Source organism: Paenibacillus sp. VT-400, assembly GCF_001029205.1.
In the GTDB taxonomy this organism is placed as follows: domain Bacteria; phylum Bacillota; class Bacilli; order Paenibacillales; family Paenibacillaceae; genus Paenibacillus; species Paenibacillus amylolyticus.
This window is the reverse complement of record NZ_LELF01000047.1, coordinates 586,481-606,120: the sequence shown is the minus strand read 5'-3', so window position 1 is coordinate 606,120 and position 19,640 is coordinate 586,481. Positions and strand designations below refer to the sequence as shown.

At 46.0% G+C, this 19,640-nt stretch carries 21 protein-coding genes; 12 read left to right on the top strand and 9 right to left on the bottom strand.

Going from position 1 to position 19,640, the window contains the following annotated elements:
- Window positions 1-110 precede the first annotated feature (110 nt).
- Window positions 111-1,262, bottom strand: a complete 1,152-nt coding sequence (locus tag EL84_RS05065; RefSeq protein WP_047840925.1) for a VanZ family protein — start codon at window positions 1,260-1,262, stop codon at window positions 111-113.
- 235 nt (window positions 1,263-1,497) lie between these two features.
- Between EL84_RS05065 and EL84_RS05060 the strand changes: the two genes are divergently transcribed.
- From EL84_RS05060 to EL84_RS05045, 5 genes are all read left to right on the top strand, one after another.
- Window positions 1,498-1,839, top strand: coding sequence for a zinc ribbon domain-containing protein YjdM (locus tag EL84_RS05060; protein ID WP_017691576.1), 342 nt, complete (start codon window positions 1,498-1,500; stop codon window positions 1,837-1,839).
- 148 nt (window positions 1,840-1,987) lie between these two features.
- Entirely contained in the window at window positions 1,988-2,800 is an 813-nt protein-coding gene (locus EL84_RS05055) for a class I SAM-dependent methyltransferase (protein ID WP_047840924.1), read from the top strand.
- Between the two features lie 109 nt (window positions 2,801-2,909).
- Complete coding sequence (locus EL84_RS05050; RefSeq protein ID WP_047840923.1) at window positions 2,910-3,167, top strand: hypothetical protein; 258 nt, start codon at window positions 2,910-2,912, stop codon at window positions 3,165-3,167.
- Window positions 3,164-3,325, top strand: a complete 162-nt coding sequence (locus EL84_RS32115; RefSeq protein ID WP_156946131.1) for a hypothetical protein — start codon at window positions 3,164-3,166, stop codon at window positions 3,323-3,325. The genes EL84_RS05050 and EL84_RS32115 overlap by 4 nt, the downstream gene beginning before the upstream one ends.
- 155 nt (window positions 3,326-3,480) lie before the next feature.
- Window positions 3,481-4,542: an LLM class flavin-dependent oxidoreductase gene (locus EL84_RS05045; protein ID WP_017691578.1), complete on the top strand. Its 1,062-nt coding sequence runs from the start codon at window positions 3,481-3,483 to the stop codon at window positions 4,540-4,542.
- A gap of 130 nt (window positions 4,543-4,672) precedes the next feature.
- On the opposite strand, the gene EL84_RS05040 is transcribed toward EL84_RS05045, so the two are convergent.
- A complete protein-coding gene (locus EL84_RS05040) occupies window positions 4,673-5,332 on the bottom strand; it encodes a TetR/AcrR family transcriptional regulator (RefSeq protein ID WP_017691579.1) in 660 nt (219 codons plus the stop codon).
- Window positions 5,333-5,581: 249 nt separating this feature from the next.
- On the opposite strand from EL84_RS05040, the gene EL84_RS05035 reads away from it, so the two are divergent.
- A complete protein-coding gene (locus EL84_RS05035) occupies window positions 5,582-6,397 on the top strand; it encodes an SDR family NAD(P)-dependent oxidoreductase (protein WP_047840922.1) in 816 nt (271 codons plus the stop codon).
- Window positions 6,398-6,418: 21 nt separating this feature from the next.
- Here the strand turns inward: EL84_RS05035 and EL84_RS05030 are convergent, their stop codons facing one another.
- Together EL84_RS05030 and EL84_RS05025 are read right to left on the bottom strand one after the other, a co-directional pair.
- Window positions 6,419-7,726: a VWA domain-containing protein gene (locus tag EL84_RS05030; protein ID WP_047840921.1), complete on the bottom strand. Its 1,308-nt coding sequence runs from the start codon at window positions 7,724-7,726 to the stop codon at window positions 6,419-6,421.
- Window positions 7,727-7,830: 104 nt separating this feature from the next.
- A complete protein-coding gene (locus tag EL84_RS05025; RefSeq protein WP_047840920.1) occupies window positions 7,831-8,295 on the bottom strand; it encodes a DUF4385 domain-containing protein in 465 nt (154 codons plus the stop codon).
- 96 nt (window positions 8,296-8,391) lie between these two features.
- On the opposite strand from EL84_RS05025, the gene EL84_RS05020 reads away from it, so the two are divergent.
- From EL84_RS05020 to EL84_RS30710, 4 genes are all read left to right on the top strand, one after another.
- Window positions 8,392-8,859, top strand: a complete 468-nt coding sequence (locus EL84_RS05020) for a YfbM family protein (RefSeq protein WP_047840919.1) — start codon at window positions 8,392-8,394, stop codon at window positions 8,857-8,859.
- A gap of 136 nt (window positions 8,860-8,995) precedes the next feature.
- A complete protein-coding gene (locus EL84_RS32715; RefSeq protein ID WP_268794676.1) occupies window positions 8,996-9,124 on the top strand; it encodes a hypothetical protein in 129 nt (42 codons plus the stop codon).
- A 208-nt stretch (window positions 9,125-9,332) separates the two neighbouring features.
- Window positions 9,333-10,841 (top strand): copper amine oxidase N-terminal domain-containing protein, encoded by a 1,509-nt coding sequence (locus tag EL84_RS05015; RefSeq protein WP_047840918.1) that lies wholly within the window; start codon window positions 9,333-9,335, stop codon window positions 10,839-10,841.
- 244 nt (window positions 10,842-11,085) lie between these two features.
- Entirely contained in the window at window positions 11,086-12,549 is a 1,464-nt protein-coding gene (locus tag EL84_RS30710; RefSeq protein ID WP_053061388.1) for a GNAT family N-acetyltransferase, read from the top strand.
- A 227-nt stretch (window positions 12,550-12,776) separates the two neighbouring features.
- Here the strand turns inward: EL84_RS30710 and EL84_RS05005 are convergent, their stop codons facing one another.
- From EL84_RS05005 to EL84_RS04995, 3 genes are read right to left on the bottom strand one after another with little or no spacing between them, the layout of a single operon-like run.
- Window positions 12,777-13,235, bottom strand: a complete 459-nt coding sequence (locus EL84_RS05005) for a GNAT family N-acetyltransferase (RefSeq protein ID WP_235193849.1) — start codon at window positions 13,233-13,235, stop codon at window positions 12,777-12,779.
- Window positions 13,232-14,152, bottom strand: coding sequence for a D-alanine--D-alanine ligase (locus EL84_RS05000; protein ID WP_047840917.1), 921 nt, complete (start codon window positions 14,150-14,152; stop codon window positions 13,232-13,234). Before EL84_RS05000 ends, EL84_RS05005 begins: the two co-directional genes overlap by 4 nt.
- Before the next feature lie 12 nt (window positions 14,153-14,164).
- Window positions 14,165-15,616, bottom strand: a complete 1,452-nt coding sequence (locus EL84_RS04995) for a PLP-dependent aminotransferase family protein (protein ID WP_047840916.1) — start codon at window positions 15,614-15,616, stop codon at window positions 14,165-14,167.
- A gap of 673 nt (window positions 15,617-16,289) precedes the next feature.
- Here EL84_RS04995 and EL84_RS04990 point away from each other — a divergent pair.
- Window positions 16,290-16,646 carry a nucleotide excision repair endonuclease gene (locus EL84_RS04990; protein WP_036612270.1) on the top strand — a complete coding sequence of 119 codons (357 nt, stop codon included), beginning with the start codon at window positions 16,290-16,292 and terminating at the stop codon, window positions 16,644-16,646.
- Window positions 16,647-16,854: 208 nt separating this feature from the next.
- Window positions 16,855-17,601 carry a Bax inhibitor-1/YccA family membrane protein gene (locus EL84_RS04985; protein ID WP_047841093.1) on the top strand — a complete coding sequence of 249 codons (747 nt, stop codon included), beginning with the start codon at window positions 16,855-16,857 and terminating at the stop codon, window positions 17,599-17,601.
- Window positions 17,602-17,778: 177 nt separating this feature from the next.
- On the opposite strand, the gene EL84_RS04980 is transcribed toward EL84_RS04985, so the two are convergent.
- The gene (locus EL84_RS04980) at window positions 17,779-18,465 is read right to left on the bottom strand and encodes a 4'-phosphopantetheinyl transferase family protein (protein ID WP_047840915.1); all 687 of its coding nucleotides are present in this window, start codon (window positions 18,463-18,465) and stop codon (window positions 17,779-17,781) included.
- A 161-nt stretch (window positions 18,466-18,626) separates the two neighbouring features.
- Window positions 18,627-19,499, bottom strand: coding sequence for an arylamine N-acetyltransferase family protein (locus tag EL84_RS04975; RefSeq protein WP_047840914.1), 873 nt, complete (start codon window positions 19,497-19,499; stop codon window positions 18,627-18,629).
- Window positions 19,500-19,640 lie beyond the last annotated feature (141 nt).

The window sequence follows — 19,640 nt, the reverse complement described above, 5'->3', positions numbered from 1 at the left end:
TCAAAAGAGGACGTTCATCTCATAATGAACGTCCTCTTTTTGTAATCCGGCTGAATAATAAGCAGAACGTAAGCACTGAAGAGGTACATTGTGCCGTTATACTCCAAACATTATTTACGAGAGGCACGTGTGCGGGACACCTCATCGAAGTAGAAGGAACGTTTTCCACGGGAGAAGAGTACGATCAAGACATGAACAAAGAGTACGGCGTAGACTAACATATAGATGCCGAATGTTCCCAAGGAGATCCACATTTGATAAGGCTGAAGCATAACATCCTGATGACCTGAAAAAGCATAATCGTTGACCAAGCGAATGATCGTAACGAGTAGCCATGGAACATAGAGTGCGGCAAATCTTTTGAATAACGATTCACTGGTGGGTGTGCCGGTCTGACGATTCACATAGCGGAATCGCAAGATGGCCGAGCCTGGAGTTACCCCATTTCGAACCCAAGGTATGAAGAACAGTACAATGACCATAGCAATGGATGTACTTAGCGCATCACTGATCACATCAGATGCTGTGAAGATCGATATTAGATTCGAAAGGAAGACAACAATGATTCCATCAATAATTAACGCGAGCAATTGAGGCATAGTATACACTCGGTTTTGCTCCACGATCTGTTCACTCTTCGCCTGAATGCTTGCACGTGATGGGAATAAAGCAAGCAGGATGGGCCCTGTGAAAAATCCAATGACTGCTCCCGAAGTATTCAATAACAGATCATCTACATCGAAGAGGCGGTAAGGACAATTATAATACCCGTAGAATCCGGTGATTTGAGTGATCTCGAAGAATAAGGAAAGCCCGAATCCACCAAGCAGGGCGTACTTCCAGAATGATCTCTTTTGAAAAAAATAACGGATATATACACCCAGCGGCATGAGAAGCAGGACGTTAAATAGAACTTGCAGAAAGGCTCTGCCCTGAATCATGCTGAGATAGCTGGAAGGCTGGGTCCATACAATGGGTGTTTCCTTCATGATGTCTTTGACAAAGGTGAATGGAACCAGATTGTAGTAGATCGTGTCAGCGGCTTGCTGCGCACAGGTATCTCGCGTAGTCGGAAACGGGAGAATGACGAGGCAATAGGCGGCCAGAATATAAAAGATAAACGAAAAGCTGATGCCAAACCGTGACCAGCTGAAGAAACCGTCTTTACGATAACCATAGATCAACCACGGCACCAGCAGGAACATGGCCGCAACAACAAAGATCAAAAAAGCCATTTGCACAGGGAAAACATATGAGGACATGAGTAGGAACTCCTTTGGTATTAAATATAATAACATTCATAGAGACAGAAAAATTCATGTATGTGTAGTGCGTATCTATTAGTTACATCATAAGTAGTTACCCTTAAAGTGAGGGATGCATGAACCTTAAATTTGGTTTAAATCCATCCATGCAGTGACCAAGCGTATGGAATATACCGTCGAAATCCCGTATACTTGCGGGAATGCCAATCGTAGAATGGAGAGTTTAATACATATGTCTAATTTGCCTAACTGCCCCAAATGTAATTCAGAGTACACGTACGAGGATGGTAACCTGCTGGTTTGCCCGGAGTGCGCGCATGAATGGTCTTTGGAAGCAGACAATGATAACGCAGAGGATGCAAAAGTAATCCGCGATGCCAACGGAAATGTGCTAAGTGATGGCGATACCGTTACCGTCATTAAAGATCTGAAGGTAAAAGGTAGCTCGCTCGTGGTCAAACAGGGCACGAAGGTAAAGAATATCCGCCTGATTGATGGGGATCATGATATTGATTGCAAGATTGACAGCTTGGGTGCGATGAAGCTGAAGTCTGAGTTTGTGAAAAAGATATAAGATCGAGAAATGTTCAGTTCCGCATTCAATGGGAATTGAACGTTTTTTGTTTGACAGGAAATATTTAGCAGATATATACTGGTTGGAATTTAATTTTTTTGAACATGGATGAGTAGTCTACATATAAGAAAAGGCAGGTGTCAGAGCGATGAAGAGAGATCACATTATTGAATATTATTCCGGGTTTGATGAGTGGGGCAGACTGGAGCGGGAACCAATTGAATTCATCATTAACATGCATTACATCAGGGAACATCTCCCCGCTACTGGTTGTATTCTGGATAATGGCGCAGGACCAGGAAAGTATGCCATGGAGCTTGCGAAGCTGGGGTACAGGGTCACTTTATCGGATCTGACACCTTCCTCTGTGGATACTGCGAGGCAAAAGGCTCAGGAGTTTGGTTTGACACAACAATTCGATGGATTCCATGTTCTCGATGCCACTTCGCTCTCCGGTATGGCTGACGAGACGTACGATGCGTCCCTCATGCTGGGGCCGTTATATCATCTGCAGACAGACGAAGAGCGCACGGCTGCTGTACAGGAGTTGTACCGTGTGACCAAGCGAGGTGGCGTGGTGTTTGTAGCCATGCAGAGTCGAATGCGCATGAGTATCAATTCGCTGCAATCCCCGCAGCACTGGAAACCGAATGATAACATGGCAGCCATCCGTTCTTTTGTGGAAAAGGGTATATTCGATCATCAGGATCAAGGACGATTTACGGGAGCATACTATTTTAATATTCAGGACGTTATGCCCTTCATGGAGCAAGATGGATTTGAAACCGTTGATTTGATTGGTTCATCTAGCCTTAGAGCGATGCTTACGGACGAGCAGCAGCAATACTGGAAAGAGCGTGGCGAGTATGATGAACTCATGCAATATATGATTGAAGCTGCCAAAGACCCTTCCATATTGGGAATCTCGTCACATCTGCTGTACATCGGGAGGAAGAAATAATAGACTTACAGGCAATGCTCTAAAAATCTATGTATTTTAGAATTTCAGCCCGTGGAATACTGTTTCCACATGATATAATATCTCTATCTAATGGTCTGGAGGTGTCACTATGCAATGGAAGGAAGTTCAGGAGCGATTCCCTAATGAGTGGGTCGTTTTTGAGGCAACCAAGGCGCATTCTAGAGAAGGCCAGCGTTATATTGAAGAGATGGCAGTGATTGATTCATTTGATGATTCTACAAAGGCACTAAAACGTTATGGTGAATTGCATCAGGAAGATCCCAGACGGGAATACTGCTTTTTTCACACTTCACGTCCAGAAGTTGTGGCAAGAGAACGATATGTTGGCATGAGAGGTCCTCGATGAAAATTTCAGATGGAACAACGATTAATGAATTTCAAGTTGAAATAGGAAATATGGATTATGGTTTGGAGATTGACGGAATTCTGGGATTTAATTTTATGAAACAGACCGGTGTTGTAATTAATGCCAACCTGATGGAACTAAGTATAGATAAGCTGTAATCTATAGAAAATAAACATAAATGTGCCCTCTGGAAACAGGGGGTACTTGTGTTTTTCATCAAAATAGTTCAATATTAAGATACATAACAAAAGGTGATCTACTTACAATAGGTAAGATGAACAACGGATCGCTTCATAACAGGGAGGAACAGACAATGGAAATCGGAATTAGTACATTTGTGGAGACAAATCCGGATGTAAAAACAGGAGAACTTATCAGTCATGCGCAGCGTATTCGGGATGTTGTTGAAGAGATTGTTTTGGCAGATCAGGTGGGTCTGGATGTATACGGCGTGGGGGAGCATCATCGTGCTGACTATGCGGCTTCATCACCAGCTGTCATTCTGGCGGCGGCAGCTTCACAGACCAAGAATATTCGCTTGACGAGTGCGGTAACCGTGCTGTCATCGCATGATCCGGTACGGGTATATCAAGATTTTGCGACACTGGACGGCATTTCGAACGGACGTGCAGAGATTATGGCAGGGCGTGGATCATTTATCGAATCGTTCCCACTGTTCGGCTATGATCTGAACGACTACGATGAGTTATTCGACGAGAAACTGGATCTACTGCTCAAGCTGCGTGATTCGGAAAAAGTAACCTGGGAAGGCAAACACCGCCCTTCCTTTAACAATCTGGGCATCTACCCGCGCCCAGTACAGGAAAAACTTCCGGTATGGATTGGCAGTGGCGGTAATCAGGAATCCGTTGTTCGTGCAGGACTGCTCGGTTTGCCACTGGTGCTTGCCATTATTGGTGGTCGTCCGGTGCAATTCGCACCACTGGTGGAGCTGTACAAGAAAGCAGCTGCACATGCAGGACATGATGCTTCCAAGCTGACCGTTGCTTCTCACTCTCACGGCTTCATTGCCGATACAACAGACGAAGCCGTGGAGAAATTCTTCCCGCCAGCGCAAGCGGTCATGAACATCCTGGGTCGTGAACGTGGATGGGGACACTACAGCCGTGCGACATTTGATGCGGCGCGCAGCCTGGAAGGTGCATTGTATGTAGGTGATGTGGATACCGTAGCTCAGAAAATTATTTACCTACGCAAAGAAGTTGGGATTACACGCTTCATGTTACACACTCCCCTCGGCACCATGCCGCACAACGAGGTCATGAGAGCGATCGAACTGCTTGGTAAAGAAGTCGCTCCTATCGTGCGTAAAGAAATTGCACGTTGGGAAGCTGAGAACGAAGAGGCACGTTAATCGACTGAAACCGTTACGGAACTAGATGAGTCAACAAAACAAAGGAGCATGCCCTAGGCGTATTACGCCAATGGGGCTGCTCCTTTTTGTTTATCTTCTAAAAGTATCTAAAACAGCACAGGTTTAATGCTTACCCATTCGCAGATGTACTCACAAGGGAGTGTATAACCATCGACAACGTATGATCATAGAGGGTTTTGGCAGCTTCTTCGCTCTCAATATGGCCTCCCAAATACAGATGAATAACACCGTGTAAGGGAGCCCAGATCATCCGAACCGCAAGCAGGGGATCTTGCACCTGAAGCATTCCCTGTTCAATCGCTACCTCAACCAAGGCAGACACTTGTTTCAGTGCAGTTGCTGTTCCCTGTAAGGTCTCTCCATCTGGTTTGAATTCGGAAAAAGATCCTCCAAACATCAGCTGATAGAAGCTAGATTGAGAAATGCCGAAGTCCCAATAGACGTGGGCCAGATCACGGAAATATTGTTCGAACGATGCCTGCCGGGGCATAGCTTCAAAACGCTGGGCCATGAGGGAGCATCCCTCTAAATACAGATGTTTGGCTAACCCTTCTTTTTTGCCGAAGAGGTTATATATGATTTTGGTGGAGCACTCCATGCGTTCAGCTACACGGCGTACTGTGACGGCTTCTGGTCCATGCTCTTGCAGTAAAGCAGCAGCAGCATGCACAATATTTTGCCGCAGATTATCCGAGTGCTGCAGTCTGGCTTCCTGAAAGGTTGTTACCGTATGTGCAGATTCCGTGGAACCCGAATTAAGATCCTTCATTGATTTCATCCTCGTAACCGTATTGTTGTTGAACAGAAACTACGTTTCCTTTTCTTAAGGTCATTCTACTGTTTTACGCCAGATAACGTCAATTTAATCCGAGTTTAGTAAGTAAGCACCCCGTTCTAGATTCAAATTTAACAAATGCATTTGACAGCGTCATGGGTTTTGGTTACGATGATTCTATACAGAAACAGTGTTTCCTTATGAAAACAAGTGTTCAAATCATATACAGAGGATGGATGAGAGATGATAAAGGAACAGCATCAATGGGTACTTATTACAGGTGCTTCTTCAGGTATTGGGGAAATTTTTGCACTCGAGATGGCTTCCAAGGGTAAAAATATTGTACTGGTGGCCAGAACAGAGTCCAAACTGAATCAATTGGCAGAACGCATAGAACGTACATATCAAGTAAGGGCTGAGGTGATCGTATCGGATTTGTCTCAAGTCGATGCACCTCAGAGGATATATGAGGAATGTCAGAATCGGAGAATACACATCGATATGCTGATCAACAATGCGGGATTTGCTACCCATGGATGTTTTGAAAAGGTGGATGGTTCCCGGCAGCAGGAGGAGATTATGTTGAACGTGCTCGCCTTGACGAACATGACACATCTTTTCTTGCCAGGCATGTTACAGAAGAAAAATGGTGCTGTCATTAATGTCTCTTCGACGGCTGCCTTTCAACCTGATCCGTATATGGCTGTGTATGGAGCAACGAAGGCATTTGTACTTTCTTTTACAGAGGCATTATACGAAGAAAACAGGAAGCGTGGCGTTCAGTTTTTGGCACTATGCCCAGGTTCAACCGAGACTTCGTTCTTTGATGTAGTGGGTGCTGATGAAGCCTCGGTGGGTAAACGTGATACCCCTGAGCATGTCGTGGCGGTGGCCATGAGTGCACTCGAGTCAGGCAAACCTTATGCTGTGCCGGGGGCTGGTAATTACTGGACAGCGCAGTTCACCCGCCTCGTGCCACGCAAGTTGATGTTGCGAATCGTAGGAAGTATGCTCCGTCCACGTTCGAAGGATGGTAAAGCAGAAAAATTACAAGCCTGATTAGGGTATAGGGTAGAAGATTTAGGCCAAAATGCCTTTGGCCCGAGCTTCCTTTATCCAACCTGGAAATTCAGTGAGGAGACGATCGTACAATTCTTCATCGCTGATCTTGGAGATGTCGTCGAGAGCAAAAAAGTCAGCATTATCGATGAAACGTCCAGTCATGTCATCAAGTTTCTCGAGAATACCGTAATTGGCTTGGCCTAGGCCAACAAATTGCCAGAACAGGTTTTTGGTTGAGCTTTCGGTAATAAGCCGCATGATTTTCCCTTTTTGACTGACTCCACCATCGCTAAAAAAGATAATATACGTTGGAATTTTCACATCGGGTTCCTCGATCGTATATTTGCAAATGACATCCTGCATCACAGGAGGTTCGTTATTGGTACCGCCTTTGCTTCCCAGCGTATATGTGCGTTCAATATAATTCTCGAAATCCCTGGCGGTGACGCTAGGTGCACGCAAGAAGTCTTTGGCGAAGAACCAGACGTCCAACTCACCGTTATCATCAAACGCTGATGCAATTGCCAGGATACGCTCGAAGGCTTCTTGCACGATGCCTTTGCGATACAGATGGTACATGGAGCCTGATGCATCAAATACAACGGCAACACGTGCCTGTATTGGTTCGATCTTTTTCTTTTGTAGAGACAGGGTTACTTTACGCTTGAGGAGATCGATCTTGGTCAGGTTAAGCGGCGGAGAATTCGTGCTTGGTGCAGCAGCAGGTGCCAAGACTTCTGGAGAGGCCGCTGCTACTTCAGCTTGTGCCGTGAGAAGAACTTGTTCGGCTTCCGAGGTGTCGTTACTCTCAATTTCAACACCGAATGACTCTGCCAGCGGCTGCAATCCACCAAAGAAACCTCGTCCAATCGCACGAACTTTGAACCCGTCACGATACTTATAGATTTCAATGAGAATAAGTGCTGTTTCCGCAGTGACCTGTGTGATCTCATAGGTGATCTGCTGGGAACCAGCTTGTACAATCGCCTGACATGCCTGAACATCGGCGAAAGTACCTCCCGCATCCAGAGTAGCCGTGAACACACACTTTTCCACAGAGGCCTGCCGTAATTGATTCGTATCCAGTACAAAAGAGGATTTCAGTTCCTCTGCCTGTTGAAGAAGTACACTTCGATGGGGATCAGCCGTCTGATTATAAAATACAAAATAGTCGTCAGATGGGACTTTTCCCTCTTCATTCACCATAAAGCAGCTAACATCCAAGGGAGAAGGAGATGATGTACATTGAATGGTTACCTGAAGTTGGGTGGATTCGTTGATACTGATATTCTGGCCTGTGTTTAAGTGGATAAACGAATCTGTCATAATCGGATGCGCCTCTCTTCTCCAATTTAATGGTTGAAAATGTACAGTAACAAGATCGATTCTGAGACAAATGTTTCCATAAGTCAATCTTTTCACCGTTGATCCTACGCTTCATCAGACTCGTACTTTTCCCGATGCTCCTTCTTCATTTTCACATAGTCTGGATCGGTCTTCGCAATCTCCCATTGTGCTTTGAATATAGCCGCGGCTTCTGCCTTCACCTTATCATTCTGATAGGGTAAGATTGAGCCATCCTCTTTTGAGTATTTGCGTCCTCCTTTGTGATTTGTATACCGTCTGGCCCGTGTATAACCCATCTGGAGAAATTTACGAGCCATATCCATACCGACGAAATCACCCTTTTTCTTATACTCCAAAAATAGCTCATAGATTTTCTCCGATGACTCCGTCGCAATCTCGGGTGTTTTGAATCGCCAGTGTGGCAGAATCTCGCCTTTGTACGGCTCTACCATCAGCACACCCTGCTCTCCCCGGCCTACGGTGTACAGCTCAGGATGTTTTCGCAGATCCAACTCATCATAATTGAGACTGTAATCAAATTTTTTCATGTATACACCCTCCTTGATAGGGATTACCCCGATTCTGAACCAACAAGCACGGTTAATGGGGAACAATAGAAGGAATTACACAGGAGGGGTAGCGGTATGGGAATGTCCGGCAGATATCTTGTGGTAACAAAGGAGCTAGTTGAATCCATCAAGTCAGGCGAGGTTAGTGTGCATGATTGTGCAGTGGATCTGGATATCGATAAAACATGGCAGATGCTGCAGTTCACGCTGAACGGTAACCTGGTACAGGGGGAACCACCTCTCGGTTTTGTGGTGCCTCTCGCAGGTGAGCAATACGTGGGAAACTATTCAGACATGGATCTGTTTTTGCTTAGTAACGAGCAGGTGCTGGAAGCCTACATGGCATTGGAGCAGCTCACACCGGAAGAATTAAAGCAGCGGTATAGTCTGGACCAAATGATCGCTGAAGGCGTCTATCCTGTCATGGAAGATTGGGACGCGGAAGAGACATTTCAGGAGATCGTTCAGACTGTGGATGATGTCCAGGCCTTGTTTCAGGCCACGGCTGCAAGTGGGAACGGGATCATCTTTTATGTTTTCTAAATGAGCACTAAAATTATGATGGAAAATGTCATGCCGATATTAAGGCGGGTTTGAACTACGCCTATTCGGGTTATTGATAGACACAAGGCTCAGGCCTTGATGACATGACAATCCGGTAGAAGAGAGGGAATGCGATATGACACAGGATCAGAACGAAGAGAACAAAGCGATTCAAGAGGACGAGCCGGATCAATTCGAAACTCCCGTAACTGCGGAAGATGAAGAAACGGATGAGAAACTCGCAGAAGATCAGGAGCAAGAATAACTCCCAGCATTGCACAATGAAGCAGGATGTTTTATCGAAACATACGATATGCTGAAATATAGATAGACCAGAGGTCGGACATGTTCCGGCCTTTTGGTTTATTTTTTTGCGTATCCGTTTACAAGAATTACCTATACCTTCATAATGGAAATGAACCATATTTTTCTAAGGAGGAGTTCATATTACGAATCGGAAGTTAGTCAAATGGATGGCAGTGCCACTAGTACTTTTAATGGTTGTTCTTACAGGATGTCAGGCTGTGGGTGGAGTAGACGTTGGCAAAGCAATGGCCAATGGCGCGAGTATCAAGTCCGGTGAATCCAGACAATCCATGAATATAAACATAGAACCGGCTAAGGAATTTGCTACAGAGAAAGACCTTGAAATGATCGAATTAATCAATTCCATTTCCCTGGATATTGATCAAGCCAAAATGAAAGATGCGAAGACAGCATCGATCAAAGGTACACTGAGCATGGAGGGAACGAAGTTACCTTTCCACCTGTCCATGAATGAGTCCCAATTGGTCATTGATCTGGACGGAGCCCAGAAACCGCTGTACATGTCTCTGGATACGTTCCAGGATGCACAGGCGCTTCCGATGGTAGATACGAAGGCTCTGGAGAAACAACTCGAGGAAATTTCCCCGAAACTGTTCTCTTTTGTCCTGAAACATCTGTCCAATCCGAAGAACATCTCCGTAACACCAGTACAGGAATCCGTGAATGGCGAAGCACTTAGCCTTTCCAAGCTGCATCTGGAAGTTAGTGGTGAAGAGATGCTTGCTATGGTTAAACCGTTCCTGACGAGTATTTCGAAAGATGAGCAAGGACTGAAAGACCTGATTGGCGATCTGTATGATGTGTTCTACCCTGTACTTGAAGCTGTGAATGAGGTTGAAGGCGGGGGAGATGAAACGCTGAATTCGATCGTTCCTGAATCGAAAGATGAAGCCGTTGCGTCTCTGTATGCCATCATCAAAGTAGGACTGGACAGTATGCTGGTCAATTATGATCAGGAGCTGAACAACCTGTTGAATGAGACCCCTGAATTCAAAACGGTCTTTGGCACAGAAACCAAACTGAAATTGGACTTTTATCTCGACAGCAAGCTGGATATTCGCAAGCAAAACTTTGAACTGAAAGTAGCGCTGCCTGCTTCTGAGGATCTGCCGGTGAACTCTGTAACCGTAAGTGGAGACAGTGAACAGTGGAATATCGGTGGCACAGTTGCAGTTGATGAAGTGGATGTATCGGGTGGCGTTATGGATCTGATGAAGGATGATATTACGCCTGGACAGATGCTGCGCAATTTTGATTCCAATTCACTCGCATACCAATTGTTGAAAGATGAAGCTGGGATCACGAGTAAAAGTGTAGTGCTCTTCCCGGATGATGAATACGCTGGGGCGATCACTGTTAAGAATACAACATTTGTTCCACTTCGCTACGTGTCTGAAGAATTGGATGCTGAAGTGAAATGGACCAAAGGCTCGAATCAAATCGTTGTCATTGACGACATCACTGGTGATGAGATTGTCCTGACCGTAGGTTCCAAGAAGGCAACCGTTGCTGGTAAAGAAGTGACTATGGTGGAATCTGCCTATGTAGGCAAGGACGGCAAAACGTATGTGCCGCTGCGCTTTATGGCTGAATCCCTTGGAGCTACTGTAGATAAGGAACAAGAAACAGGCTGGATTTACATTGACCGTCCTTAAGGGAGACGTTATAAGTAATCCTTAGTATGAGAGGGGATTTCAGAGTATGCCAGATTTCTCGTAATGATCGTGAAAAGAACACCGTAAAAATTCCGTTAGACCATGAACGGGATACGTGTGTCCTTTTGACCCATTACGAGGAGCTTCGGCGTTTCTGAAATGATGAAACGGATCGGGGAGTGCCTCTATTGGAGGTGCTCCTCTTTGTCGTTTCATCCTAAATAAATCCCCAGAGGTGTTGTATATGAAAAGTCAATTATTCATCCATTCAAACTCCGTTACGTTGCGTCCATTTACGCTTGAAGATCAGGCTGCCGTGTATGCATTAACCCAACAACCTGAAATCACAGATGTCCTGCCAGATTGGAAGATGACCGAGGAGCAGTTGCGCGAATTCTTACAATTTGTCGTTGGCAGTTACGAACAGTTCAACCCGGAAGATGTGCGCATCCTGCTTGCTGTTGTACACAATAAAGATCAGCGTATCATTGGTTGGTGTGGCGTATTTCCAAATGAACTGCTGGATCGTGATGACCGTGAAGTGGCCTACGCCATCTCCCGGGATTACCGGAATAAAGGATATATCTCAGAGGCGGTGCATGCCCTAACAGCATATTTATTTGAGCATACCTTGCTGGATCGAATTGTGGGCATTGTGAAGCCCTTCAATCAGCCGTCACGCAAAGTTCTGGAGCATGCGGGTTTTCGTTATATCTCTCGCAGAATGCTTATGGACAAGGAGTGCTACGATTATTTTGAACTGCTCAAAGTAAAGACCGAACCAGTGCAACCGAAGCAGATAAATTCTGAAATTCGCTTACGACGAGCACAGCAGGAAGATGCTGTTGTACTTACAGAGATTTGCACTTGTGCTTTTGATCATGTCATAAAAGTCTGGGCGGATAATGAGAAGGATATCGATAACAATCTATGCCCGCCTGATTATTCGTCAGTTCGCATGCATCGTTACGTGATCCGTGAATGGGATTATTATGTTGTAGAATCAGATGGATGCGCTATTGGCGGAGTGAGTGTTAACGTGCTTGGACGAAAACATGCCAGGATCGATAAGATCTATATTGACCCGGTATGCCAGGGCCGTGGCGTTGGAACTCAAGTTATGAGGCTTATTGAGGCTGAATTTCCGCAGATTGAAACCTGGAAGCTGGAGACCTCAGGTCGGCAACTGGATAATCATCATTTTTATGAAAAAATGGGATATGTTTGTATCTATGCATCTGAGGATGAGTTTGTATATGAGAAGAACATGTCCGTTGATTCTTTTAATCCAATATGTGATGAGACATTAGCCAAGGACTCGGGTGAGTCGGTGGTTGAATATGTTCAAGCTAATCTGGACTCAGTCCGTTACAGCACCAGTAATCTGACCAATAGTCGGATTACCGACTGCAACCTGAGTGGAAGCAAATTTACCAATTTAAATATGACCAATATATTGCTAGCTGATTTACGCCTAACTGATAGCAAGATTGAATTTTGTGCTTTGGATGGCGTTCAATTCCAAGATACACACCTTGGATCTGACCGTGTACCCATGCAGTGGGCGCATTGTGATCTTGGGGGAAGTCGTTTTATCGATTGCGATCTATCTGGAGTACAGTTGGAACAGTGTCAAGTGAACGGGATGAAGATCAACGGAGTAGAAGTAAGGGAATTACTTGCAGCCTATGAGGCTATGAAGTCCTGAAAGGCGTCTCGTTGCCTTCCTGCTGTCCGGCGAAGCACCATTTATCAATGGAGCTATTATTCCAATCGATGGTGCACAGTCAGCCAAATATTGATCCCATAATCATCAAAAAGCATATCAATACGGCATAGATATATACTGAAGAACGCCCTTTTTCGCCAATGTGCAGATTGGGGCGTTCTTTTTTTGGTTTGATATTCAGGGGGGCGTATCCCGTATCCCGCAGGTTAAGTGTGCTGTAGAATCTGCGGCTTTTTGCTAAACCCGGTACTCCCGGCTGTAAAGCCCATCTGACGATAGAATTCATGTGCAGCTTCACGCTCTGGGCGATTGCCACTGTTCAGAGACAAGGAATCCACGTTATGCGTGGCTGCCCATTGCTCAGCTTCAAGAATGAGCTGACGGCCGATGCCTGAGCCCCTGAACTGGTCGTGTACAACCAATGCCAAGATGCGGCAGTGTCTTCCGTTTTTTTCATACATATAAGAAGTCTGTAATCCGATCAGTCCAACTACGCGGCCTCGTGCTTCAGCAACGAGTGTAGTAAAGTTTGCGTCCGCAGAGATATGGGTATAGCGCTCTTCCATCTCGGCGTACGTGGTGGGATAACCAAGTTGGTCCATCAGAATGACCATATCTTGCAGATCGGTAGTGGAGCTATGTCTAATCGTCACATCCAGGCTCATAATGTTGTATCCTCCTTGGGTCTTTCCTTCAACGAAAGTTCAATAATGGTATCCAGCAGCTCTGCAAAAGAAATGCCTGCAGCAGCTGCACTTTTGGGCAGCAGACTGTTACGGGTAAGACCCGGCAGCGTGTTCACTTCAAGCACATACGGCATGCCCTCCCGAATCATCATATCCACGCGAGCGTAGACGCTGCATTTGAGCACCTGATAACAGGCCAAGGCCGCGGCTTCGACGCGATTGTGAAGGTCCAAAGGCAATTGCACAACCTGCTCATCGGCCCCGTGGTCATCATATTTGGAAGAATAATCGAAAAACTCCGCGTTCGAACGAATGGAGATCACCGGCAGCATCTTACCATCCAGAATGGCACAGGTAATTTCTTCACCTTCGATATACTGTTCAATCATGACCGTATCATCCCAGGCGAGGGCAGCCTCTACAGCAGTTGGCAGGGCGGAAGCTTCCTTCACCACTTGGGTACCGATGCTGGAACCGCCTGAATTGGGTTTGACCACCACGGGGTACGTTAATTGTTGAACAGCAATAGAGGACAGTTCCTCCATATGGCTCACTCGCAGCCATTCTCCAGTAAGTACACCTGCATGCTGCATGAGTTGTTTGGACATGTCTTTATCCATACATACACTACTTGCCAGCACACCACAGCCTGTGTAGGGAATACCCAGAGATTCCAATGTGCCTTGGACCGTACCGTCTTCGCCGTATTTGCCATGCAGGGCAAGCAGTGCCACATCGATCCCCGCTGACTTGTCGATTAGATCGCGCTTGGTATTCAGCTCAATGGGTACAACCTCGTATTTGTCTTTATTCAGGTTTGCAATCATCTCCTGTCCGGTGAGCAGGGAAATATCCCGCTCTGAAGATGTACCGCCCATAATCACGCCAACTTTCATGTGAAATCCTCCTTATCTCATTTGAGCTGCTGTCTCGCCAATGATGCGAATGCCTTTACGTATATTCTCATCGCTGACTCTGGAGAAACCCAGACGCATCGTGTTTACACCTTGACCGGGTTCCAGATAAAAAGTATCCCCTGGTGTGAACGTCACACCTTTCACTTTACAGGCCGCCAGCAGTTCACGCGTTCTGTATTCAGACGGGAACTGTACGAACAGATGCAGACCACCCGCACCGGAAATCCGGCACATTGGCAGATGCTGCTTCAGGCAGCGCACAACCAATTCATATTTTCGCTTATATTCGGTGCGAGCTCGCTTCAAATATTTCTCGAAATTACCGTTGCTCAGATATTGATACAATAACGATTGGTCCAGCGTGGAGGTATGGATGCTGCGTGCCCGTTTCATACTCTCCAGATAATCAATCAGCGCCGCATCCGCAATAATCCAACCCACCCGCAGACCTGGGAACAGGACTTTGGAGAAGCTGCCCAGATACACCAGTCCATTGCCTTTGCCCATGCTGGCGATCAGGGGAGAGACATGCGAACCGGAATATCGCAATTCTTCGTTAAAACCGTCTTCAATAATCGGTACCTGATACTTGTTCATCAACCGGATGATCTCTACCCGTTTCGCAGGGGACGTCACAATCCCGGTTGGATTGTGATAGGATGGCACGAGATACGCCAGATCATATGGACTTGCCTCAAGTTCATGTTCCAGTTGCTTCAAGTCCAAGCCATCCGGCTCCATGTTCACACCGGTCAGGTGGAACTGGTGCAACTTTAGATTTTTGATCGCCGTGTGGTGCGTTGGATTCTCGCAGAGCGCTTTTCCGCTTTTTTTGCGCAACGCTCCAAGCACCAGATCGAAACCTTCCGTGAATCCGTTGGTGATCAGGATGTCCTTGCCACGGAGGTCGACACCTTTGTTCTCCATATAACGTAGTAAATAATTCATCAGCGGTCTGTATCCTTGCGCATATCCGTAATTCAGCAGTACTTCGCCTTCAAGTGACATGCGATCCAGAAAAGCCCGCTTTACGTTGTGCAGATCAAACAGCCTTTCATCCGGCGCTATGCTGGTAAACGATATCTCACCGCGCTCTGCTCCGGAGCCATGCTTCATCAGATCGTACTGCTCTGCCTGAATTGCATACTCGCTTACCTCTGTCGTCCAGTCCAGTTCCCAGTTCGCTGCTGCCTCAGGTGTCTCGATGGAGGCACTGACGTAATTGCCCTTGCCTTTGACTGCATAGATCAGACCTTCATCTTCAAGCTCGGCATAAGCGAGCAGGACCGTACTGCGACTGACCTTCATGAGTGTACTGAGTTCACGGGTGGAGGGCAGCTTTTGTTTGGCTTGCAGGCCGCCTTTGAGCATCAATCGCTTCATATAATCTTTGACTTGTATATATACAGGGCGGTCCTCCGTCAGTTGCAGATCGGAATACATCCCATCACTCCCTCTACTGGTATCTTGCCATATTATAAACCCCGCAGAAAGAACCACGATACCTCTGTTTCCCTGAGCGTGTGGTTGGTTGTTCGCACAAACGCAAAAAAGCCCTGGCAGTATGCCGGGGCCTGGTGGTGAAACTTGATCCATTTTCTATAGTACTGCTGCTATAATTTCTACAGTTGTATTGCATGACTAGTCTCTCTAGGATCGATAGCTATCTGACCTTCTACGTGTGTCTATTAACTTCAGTACGACTATAATTGCAGGCTTTCTAGGTGATACTTAAAATCTACAGTGAATCATGAATCTAGGTCTTTCTAGGTTTGCTTGCTGCAAGGGTCGATTAGATGATGAATCCACAATCTATAAGCTAGGGTTCTTGCTAACTGTACTCTTGTCGTGATCACGTAACAGAATTCAGCATGAAAAAGATATTCAATCATAGGGTACAATAGACGGAGGTAGATATAAAGACGTATGTCTCAGTGCCCAATTTCTTCCTCATACCCCTATAGTACCACTTTGAATCAGGGAAGTTAACCTTTTTTTTGAAATATTTGTCGTAATAGCGAAAATTGCGTGAATTGTACTTCATATAGATTGAAATGGTGTCCCTTTATAATATGTGATAGGATGTAAACCTATAGATAATGAGGAAGTGAGCCTATTGATTAATATTACCGTGCCAACACCGGATGTAACCATCACAAAGCAGGCTGATCCACAGCTTAGCCACATTTATGGATTTACTGATTTTCACCTGATTACCCGGGAACTAGGCGGGATTTTCATGTTTTATAATGCCGCTGGAGAATTGTTATTTGTCGGGAAAGCACGAAAATTAAGACCCCGCATCAAAAAGCATTTTGAAGATACCGTATCACCAATCAAGAATCACCGCGAAGAAGTAACGAAGATTGAAGTATGCCTGGTTGAAGATCCGGTAGATCGTGAAATTTACGAGACGTATATCATCAACACGATGCGTGCGAAATACAATGTAGATAAAGTTTTGTACAAATAAGACGCTTAAAAAGCACATGAACATGCAATGTCTGGGACATATGTCCTAAGTGGTGCGCCAGTGGGTAAGGATGTAATCGAAGGATTGCATCCGATTCCTTCTGGTGCCATCCCGATCTTTTCGAGGGAGTAGCTTGTAGATTTTGAAACGTAGTACGCCCAAACTTAGTATCACAGATATATCAAATACATATGAAGAGGTGATTGTGTTGATCGGTCGTAGCGGTAACCCTACACTTAAAGACAGCACGTTTGAAAACAGAGGATATGGAGAAGATCGGTATCAGAATTACATGACGATCAACGGCACGGTGAATAAAGCGTTTATTACGCTTGTGATCCTGCTGGGCAGTGCGTTTGCAACATGGATGATGTTCTTTAACGGACAACAAGTGATGCCGCTCGCTTATGGTGGATTAATCGTTGGTTTCATTCTGGCGCTTGTCATTTCCTTCAAACCAGTAGCGGCACCGTATCTAGTACCTATCTATGCCGTGGCAGAAGGCCTTTTCCTTGGGGCACTCTCTGCAACCTATGAGTCCCTGTATAACGGAATTACCTTGCAGGCGGCTCTGTTGACCATGGCTGTATTCATCGCTCTGCTGGTGGCATACAAAACCAGATTGATCAAAGCTACGGAGAACTTCAAGCTTGGGGTCGTGGCTGCAACTGGCGGTATCATGATCATGTATCTGCTGAGCTTTGTACTGGGTTTCTTCGGAATTTCAATACCTTACCTGCATGATAACAGCTTGATCGGCATCGGTATTTCGGTCGTTATCGTCATTGTGGCTGCCCTCAATCTGGTCCTTGATTTCGACTTCATCGAGGGTGGTGCTGAACGTGGTGCGCCCAAGTACATGGAGTGGTACGGTGCATTTGGATTGATGGTAACGCTGGTATGGCTGTACATTGAGATTATCCGTCTGCTTGGCAAATTGCGGAGCCGGGATTAGTCCTATTCAATTCGTAAGAGACGTAAACGTAGTGTGAATGTAAAGTTATAAAGCCAAAAAAGCTAACGCGTGATACTCACGTCGTTAGCTTTTTTTGATTAACATTAGCAGGATTATCTTAATGGCGCCCTCTTACAAAACTCAACTGATTCCAACTCGTTGAGGCCCGGCACCACTCTATACTAACTCTGTATACAGATCCTCCAAGGTTACGATTTCCGGCTTGCTCGGCAGCTCTCCCCCAGCCGAACATGCCGCAAGCATATGTCCATCATCCAGTCGCTGACTGAGAAAGAGATATGCCCCGGCCTGTTTGCAATGCCAATCTTCCCGCTCACTGGGAAGGATGGCGAAGGAGTCCAGTGGTATGGACAGGCCCATACCGACTGCCTTGATATAACTTTCCTTCAGCGTCCATAGACGGTAGAAGGTCTCCAGCCGCCGATCGTCAGGCTCGGCGGCCAAGAACTGGCTCTCCTTAGGAGAGAAGAAACGCTCTGCAATCTGCATGTCAATTGGAGCTATTTTTTCTACATCCACGCCCAGTTCATCTGTACTGCCGGAGATCAGAGCAATCCAATCACCAGAATGGGAGACGTTGAATTGTACATCCGAATGGTGACTGAGTGAAGGTTTGCCGTAGGAATTACGGGTAAAAGAAAGCTCAGCAGGTCTCAGTCCAGTTAACTTGCTCAAAGTCACACGGGTCAATATCTCTCCCAGCACGGAACGATACGCGTCAGCCTGATGCACAAAACGCGAAGCTTGAGCACGTCGCTCCGCAGAAACTTGCGACAGCAATTGGTTCCAGTTCGCCTCGGGCAATACTTCTGGAACTTGGAGTACACGAATAGTTATCATCATTAATCACCTGAATACGTATTCGGCGTGGATCAGTAACTTTCCTTTATATGGAACGTACCCCTCAACTCTTCCTCCCAAATCATCACTATACGGATGCCCCTAACAAGCAAGCCGGTTGTCTCGTTTTTCATGTTAAGGCCTCAGGTTCTGCATCTTCCTCTTCATGCTTCCTGTACTCGTTTCCATTCTGTATGCGCAGCCTGTATTCCATCCCACATGTCTTGGCATTCCAGTTCGCTGTAATTCACCAAGGGTTCATGAAATATTTCAGTTAATACGTCACGCCACTCGGTATAATTCCGGATCTCCGTTTTCTGGATTCCTTCGGTATCATGTGTTCGGAGCATACATCCACGTAGTTCATGACTGCGATTCTCATCCCGCTGACGAAGCAAAAATACGTTATGCCAAGGTGATTCGACTGCCCGACTGTAGAATTCATGTTTGGGAATGAACTCTTCCAGGCTGGTAATTGCTTCAGGAGCATAGTCCACACCTTCACTTGGCCCATTCGGCTCGTACTCAAGCCGCCATCCCCCAGCCACAACAGATGATGGCATCAATTGGTACGTGAACGGAGCTGAACCATAGGTTCCATAACGAAGTGGCAGAGGTTCAAAGGGCATTCCGCCGAGACCTACATCTACAATCCAGCGTTCAACTGTCGGGTCAGCATCTGGCAGAAGCACAGATAGACCGAGATGGAATGAGTTCACACGGGGTTGTTCCCCATGAGGCTGTACTCCCCCGCGATGCCAATCAACCGTATAACCCAGCGAGCGGAGAAGAACACTAAATGCACCATTTAGATGAAAGCAGTAGCCGCTACGTCCCTGTAATATAAGCTGAATTGAATCTTGAAGACTGATTTCCGCAGGACGACCTGCAAAAATATCGACCGTTTGCCAAGATAAATATTGTACATGTGCTCGCTGGAGTTCAAATAAGAATTCCAGTGTAGGTTCCTTTATATCATCTATGCCGATCCATTTCAGATAGGCCTGTATTTCAGCTGTATTCAATAGTTCAGTCATTCAGATCACCTCACGTCATATAGTGGGCTGCAGCCCAAATTTTTATAAACTTCTGCTGCCCTGAGTTCATTGTAAAAGTGAACGGATGAAAACAACATCATCAGTTGTGCAGATTGTAACGGTACAATTATTGAACAAAGC

What these genes read in the sequence shown, in the direction of transcription:
- EL84_RS05065 (WP_047840925.1), bottom strand. Translation starts at nt 1,262, where the DNA reads ATGTCCTCATATGTTTTCCCTGTGCAAATGGCTTTTTTGATCTTTGTT.
- EL84_RS05060 (WP_017691576.1), top strand. Translation starts at nt 1,498, where the DNA reads ATGTCTAATTTGCCTAACTGCCCCAAATGTAATTCAGAGTACACGTAC.
- EL84_RS05055 (WP_047840924.1), top strand. Translation starts at nt 1,988, where the DNA reads ATGAAGAGAGATCACATTATTGAATATTATTCCGGGTTTGATGAGTGG.
- EL84_RS05050 (WP_047840923.1), top strand. Translation starts at nt 2,910, where the DNA reads ATGCAATGGAAGGAAGTTCAGGAGCGATTCCCTAATGAGTGGGTCGTT.
- EL84_RS32115 (WP_156946131.1), top strand. Translation starts at nt 3,164, where the DNA reads ATGAAAATTTCAGATGGAACAACGATTAATGAATTTCAAGTTGAAATA.
- EL84_RS05045 (WP_017691578.1), top strand. Translation starts at nt 3,481, where the DNA reads ATGGAAATCGGAATTAGTACATTTGTGGAGACAAATCCGGATGTAAAA.
- EL84_RS05040 (WP_017691579.1), bottom strand. Translation starts at nt 5,332, where the DNA reads ATGAAGGATCTTAATTCGGGTTCCACGGAATCTGCACATACGGTAACA.
- EL84_RS05035 (WP_047840922.1), top strand. Translation starts at nt 5,582, where the DNA reads ATGATAAAGGAACAGCATCAATGGGTACTTATTACAGGTGCTTCTTCA.
- EL84_RS05030 (WP_047840921.1), bottom strand. Translation starts at nt 7,726, where the DNA reads ATGACAGATTCGTTTATCCACTTAAACACAGGCCAGAATATCAGTATC.
- EL84_RS05025 (WP_047840920.1), bottom strand. Translation starts at nt 8,295, where the DNA reads ATGAAAAAATTTGATTACAGTCTCAATTATGATGAGTTGGATCTGCGA.
- EL84_RS05020 (WP_047840919.1), top strand. Translation starts at nt 8,392, where the DNA reads ATGGGAATGTCCGGCAGATATCTTGTGGTAACAAAGGAGCTAGTTGAA.
- EL84_RS32715 (WP_268794676.1), top strand. Translation starts at nt 8,996, where the DNA reads ATGACACAGGATCAGAACGAAGAGAACAAAGCGATTCAAGAGGACGAG.
- EL84_RS05015 (WP_047840918.1), top strand. Translation starts at nt 9,333, where the DNA reads ATGGCAGTGCCACTAGTACTTTTAATGGTTGTTCTTACAGGATGTCAG.
- EL84_RS30710 (WP_053061388.1), top strand. Translation starts at nt 11,086, where the DNA reads ATGAAAAGTCAATTATTCATCCATTCAAACTCCGTTACGTTGCGTCCA.
- EL84_RS05005 (WP_235193849.1), bottom strand. Translation starts at nt 13,235, where the DNA reads ATGAGCCTGGATGTGACGATTAGACATAGCTCCACTACCGATCTGCAA.
- EL84_RS05000 (WP_047840917.1), bottom strand. Translation starts at nt 14,152, where the DNA reads ATGAAAGTTGGCGTGATTATGGGCGGTACATCTTCAGAGCGGGATATT.
- EL84_RS04995 (WP_047840916.1), bottom strand. Translation starts at nt 15,616, where the DNA reads ATGTATTCCGATCTGCAACTGACGGAGGACCGCCCTGTATATATACAA.
- EL84_RS04980 (WP_047840915.1), bottom strand. Translation starts at nt 18,465, where the DNA reads ATGATGATAACTATTCGTGTACTCCAAGTTCCAGAAGTATTGCCCGAG.
- EL84_RS04975 (WP_047840914.1), bottom strand. Translation starts at nt 19,499, where the DNA reads ATGACTGAACTATTGAATACAGCTGAAATACAGGCCTATCTGAAATGG.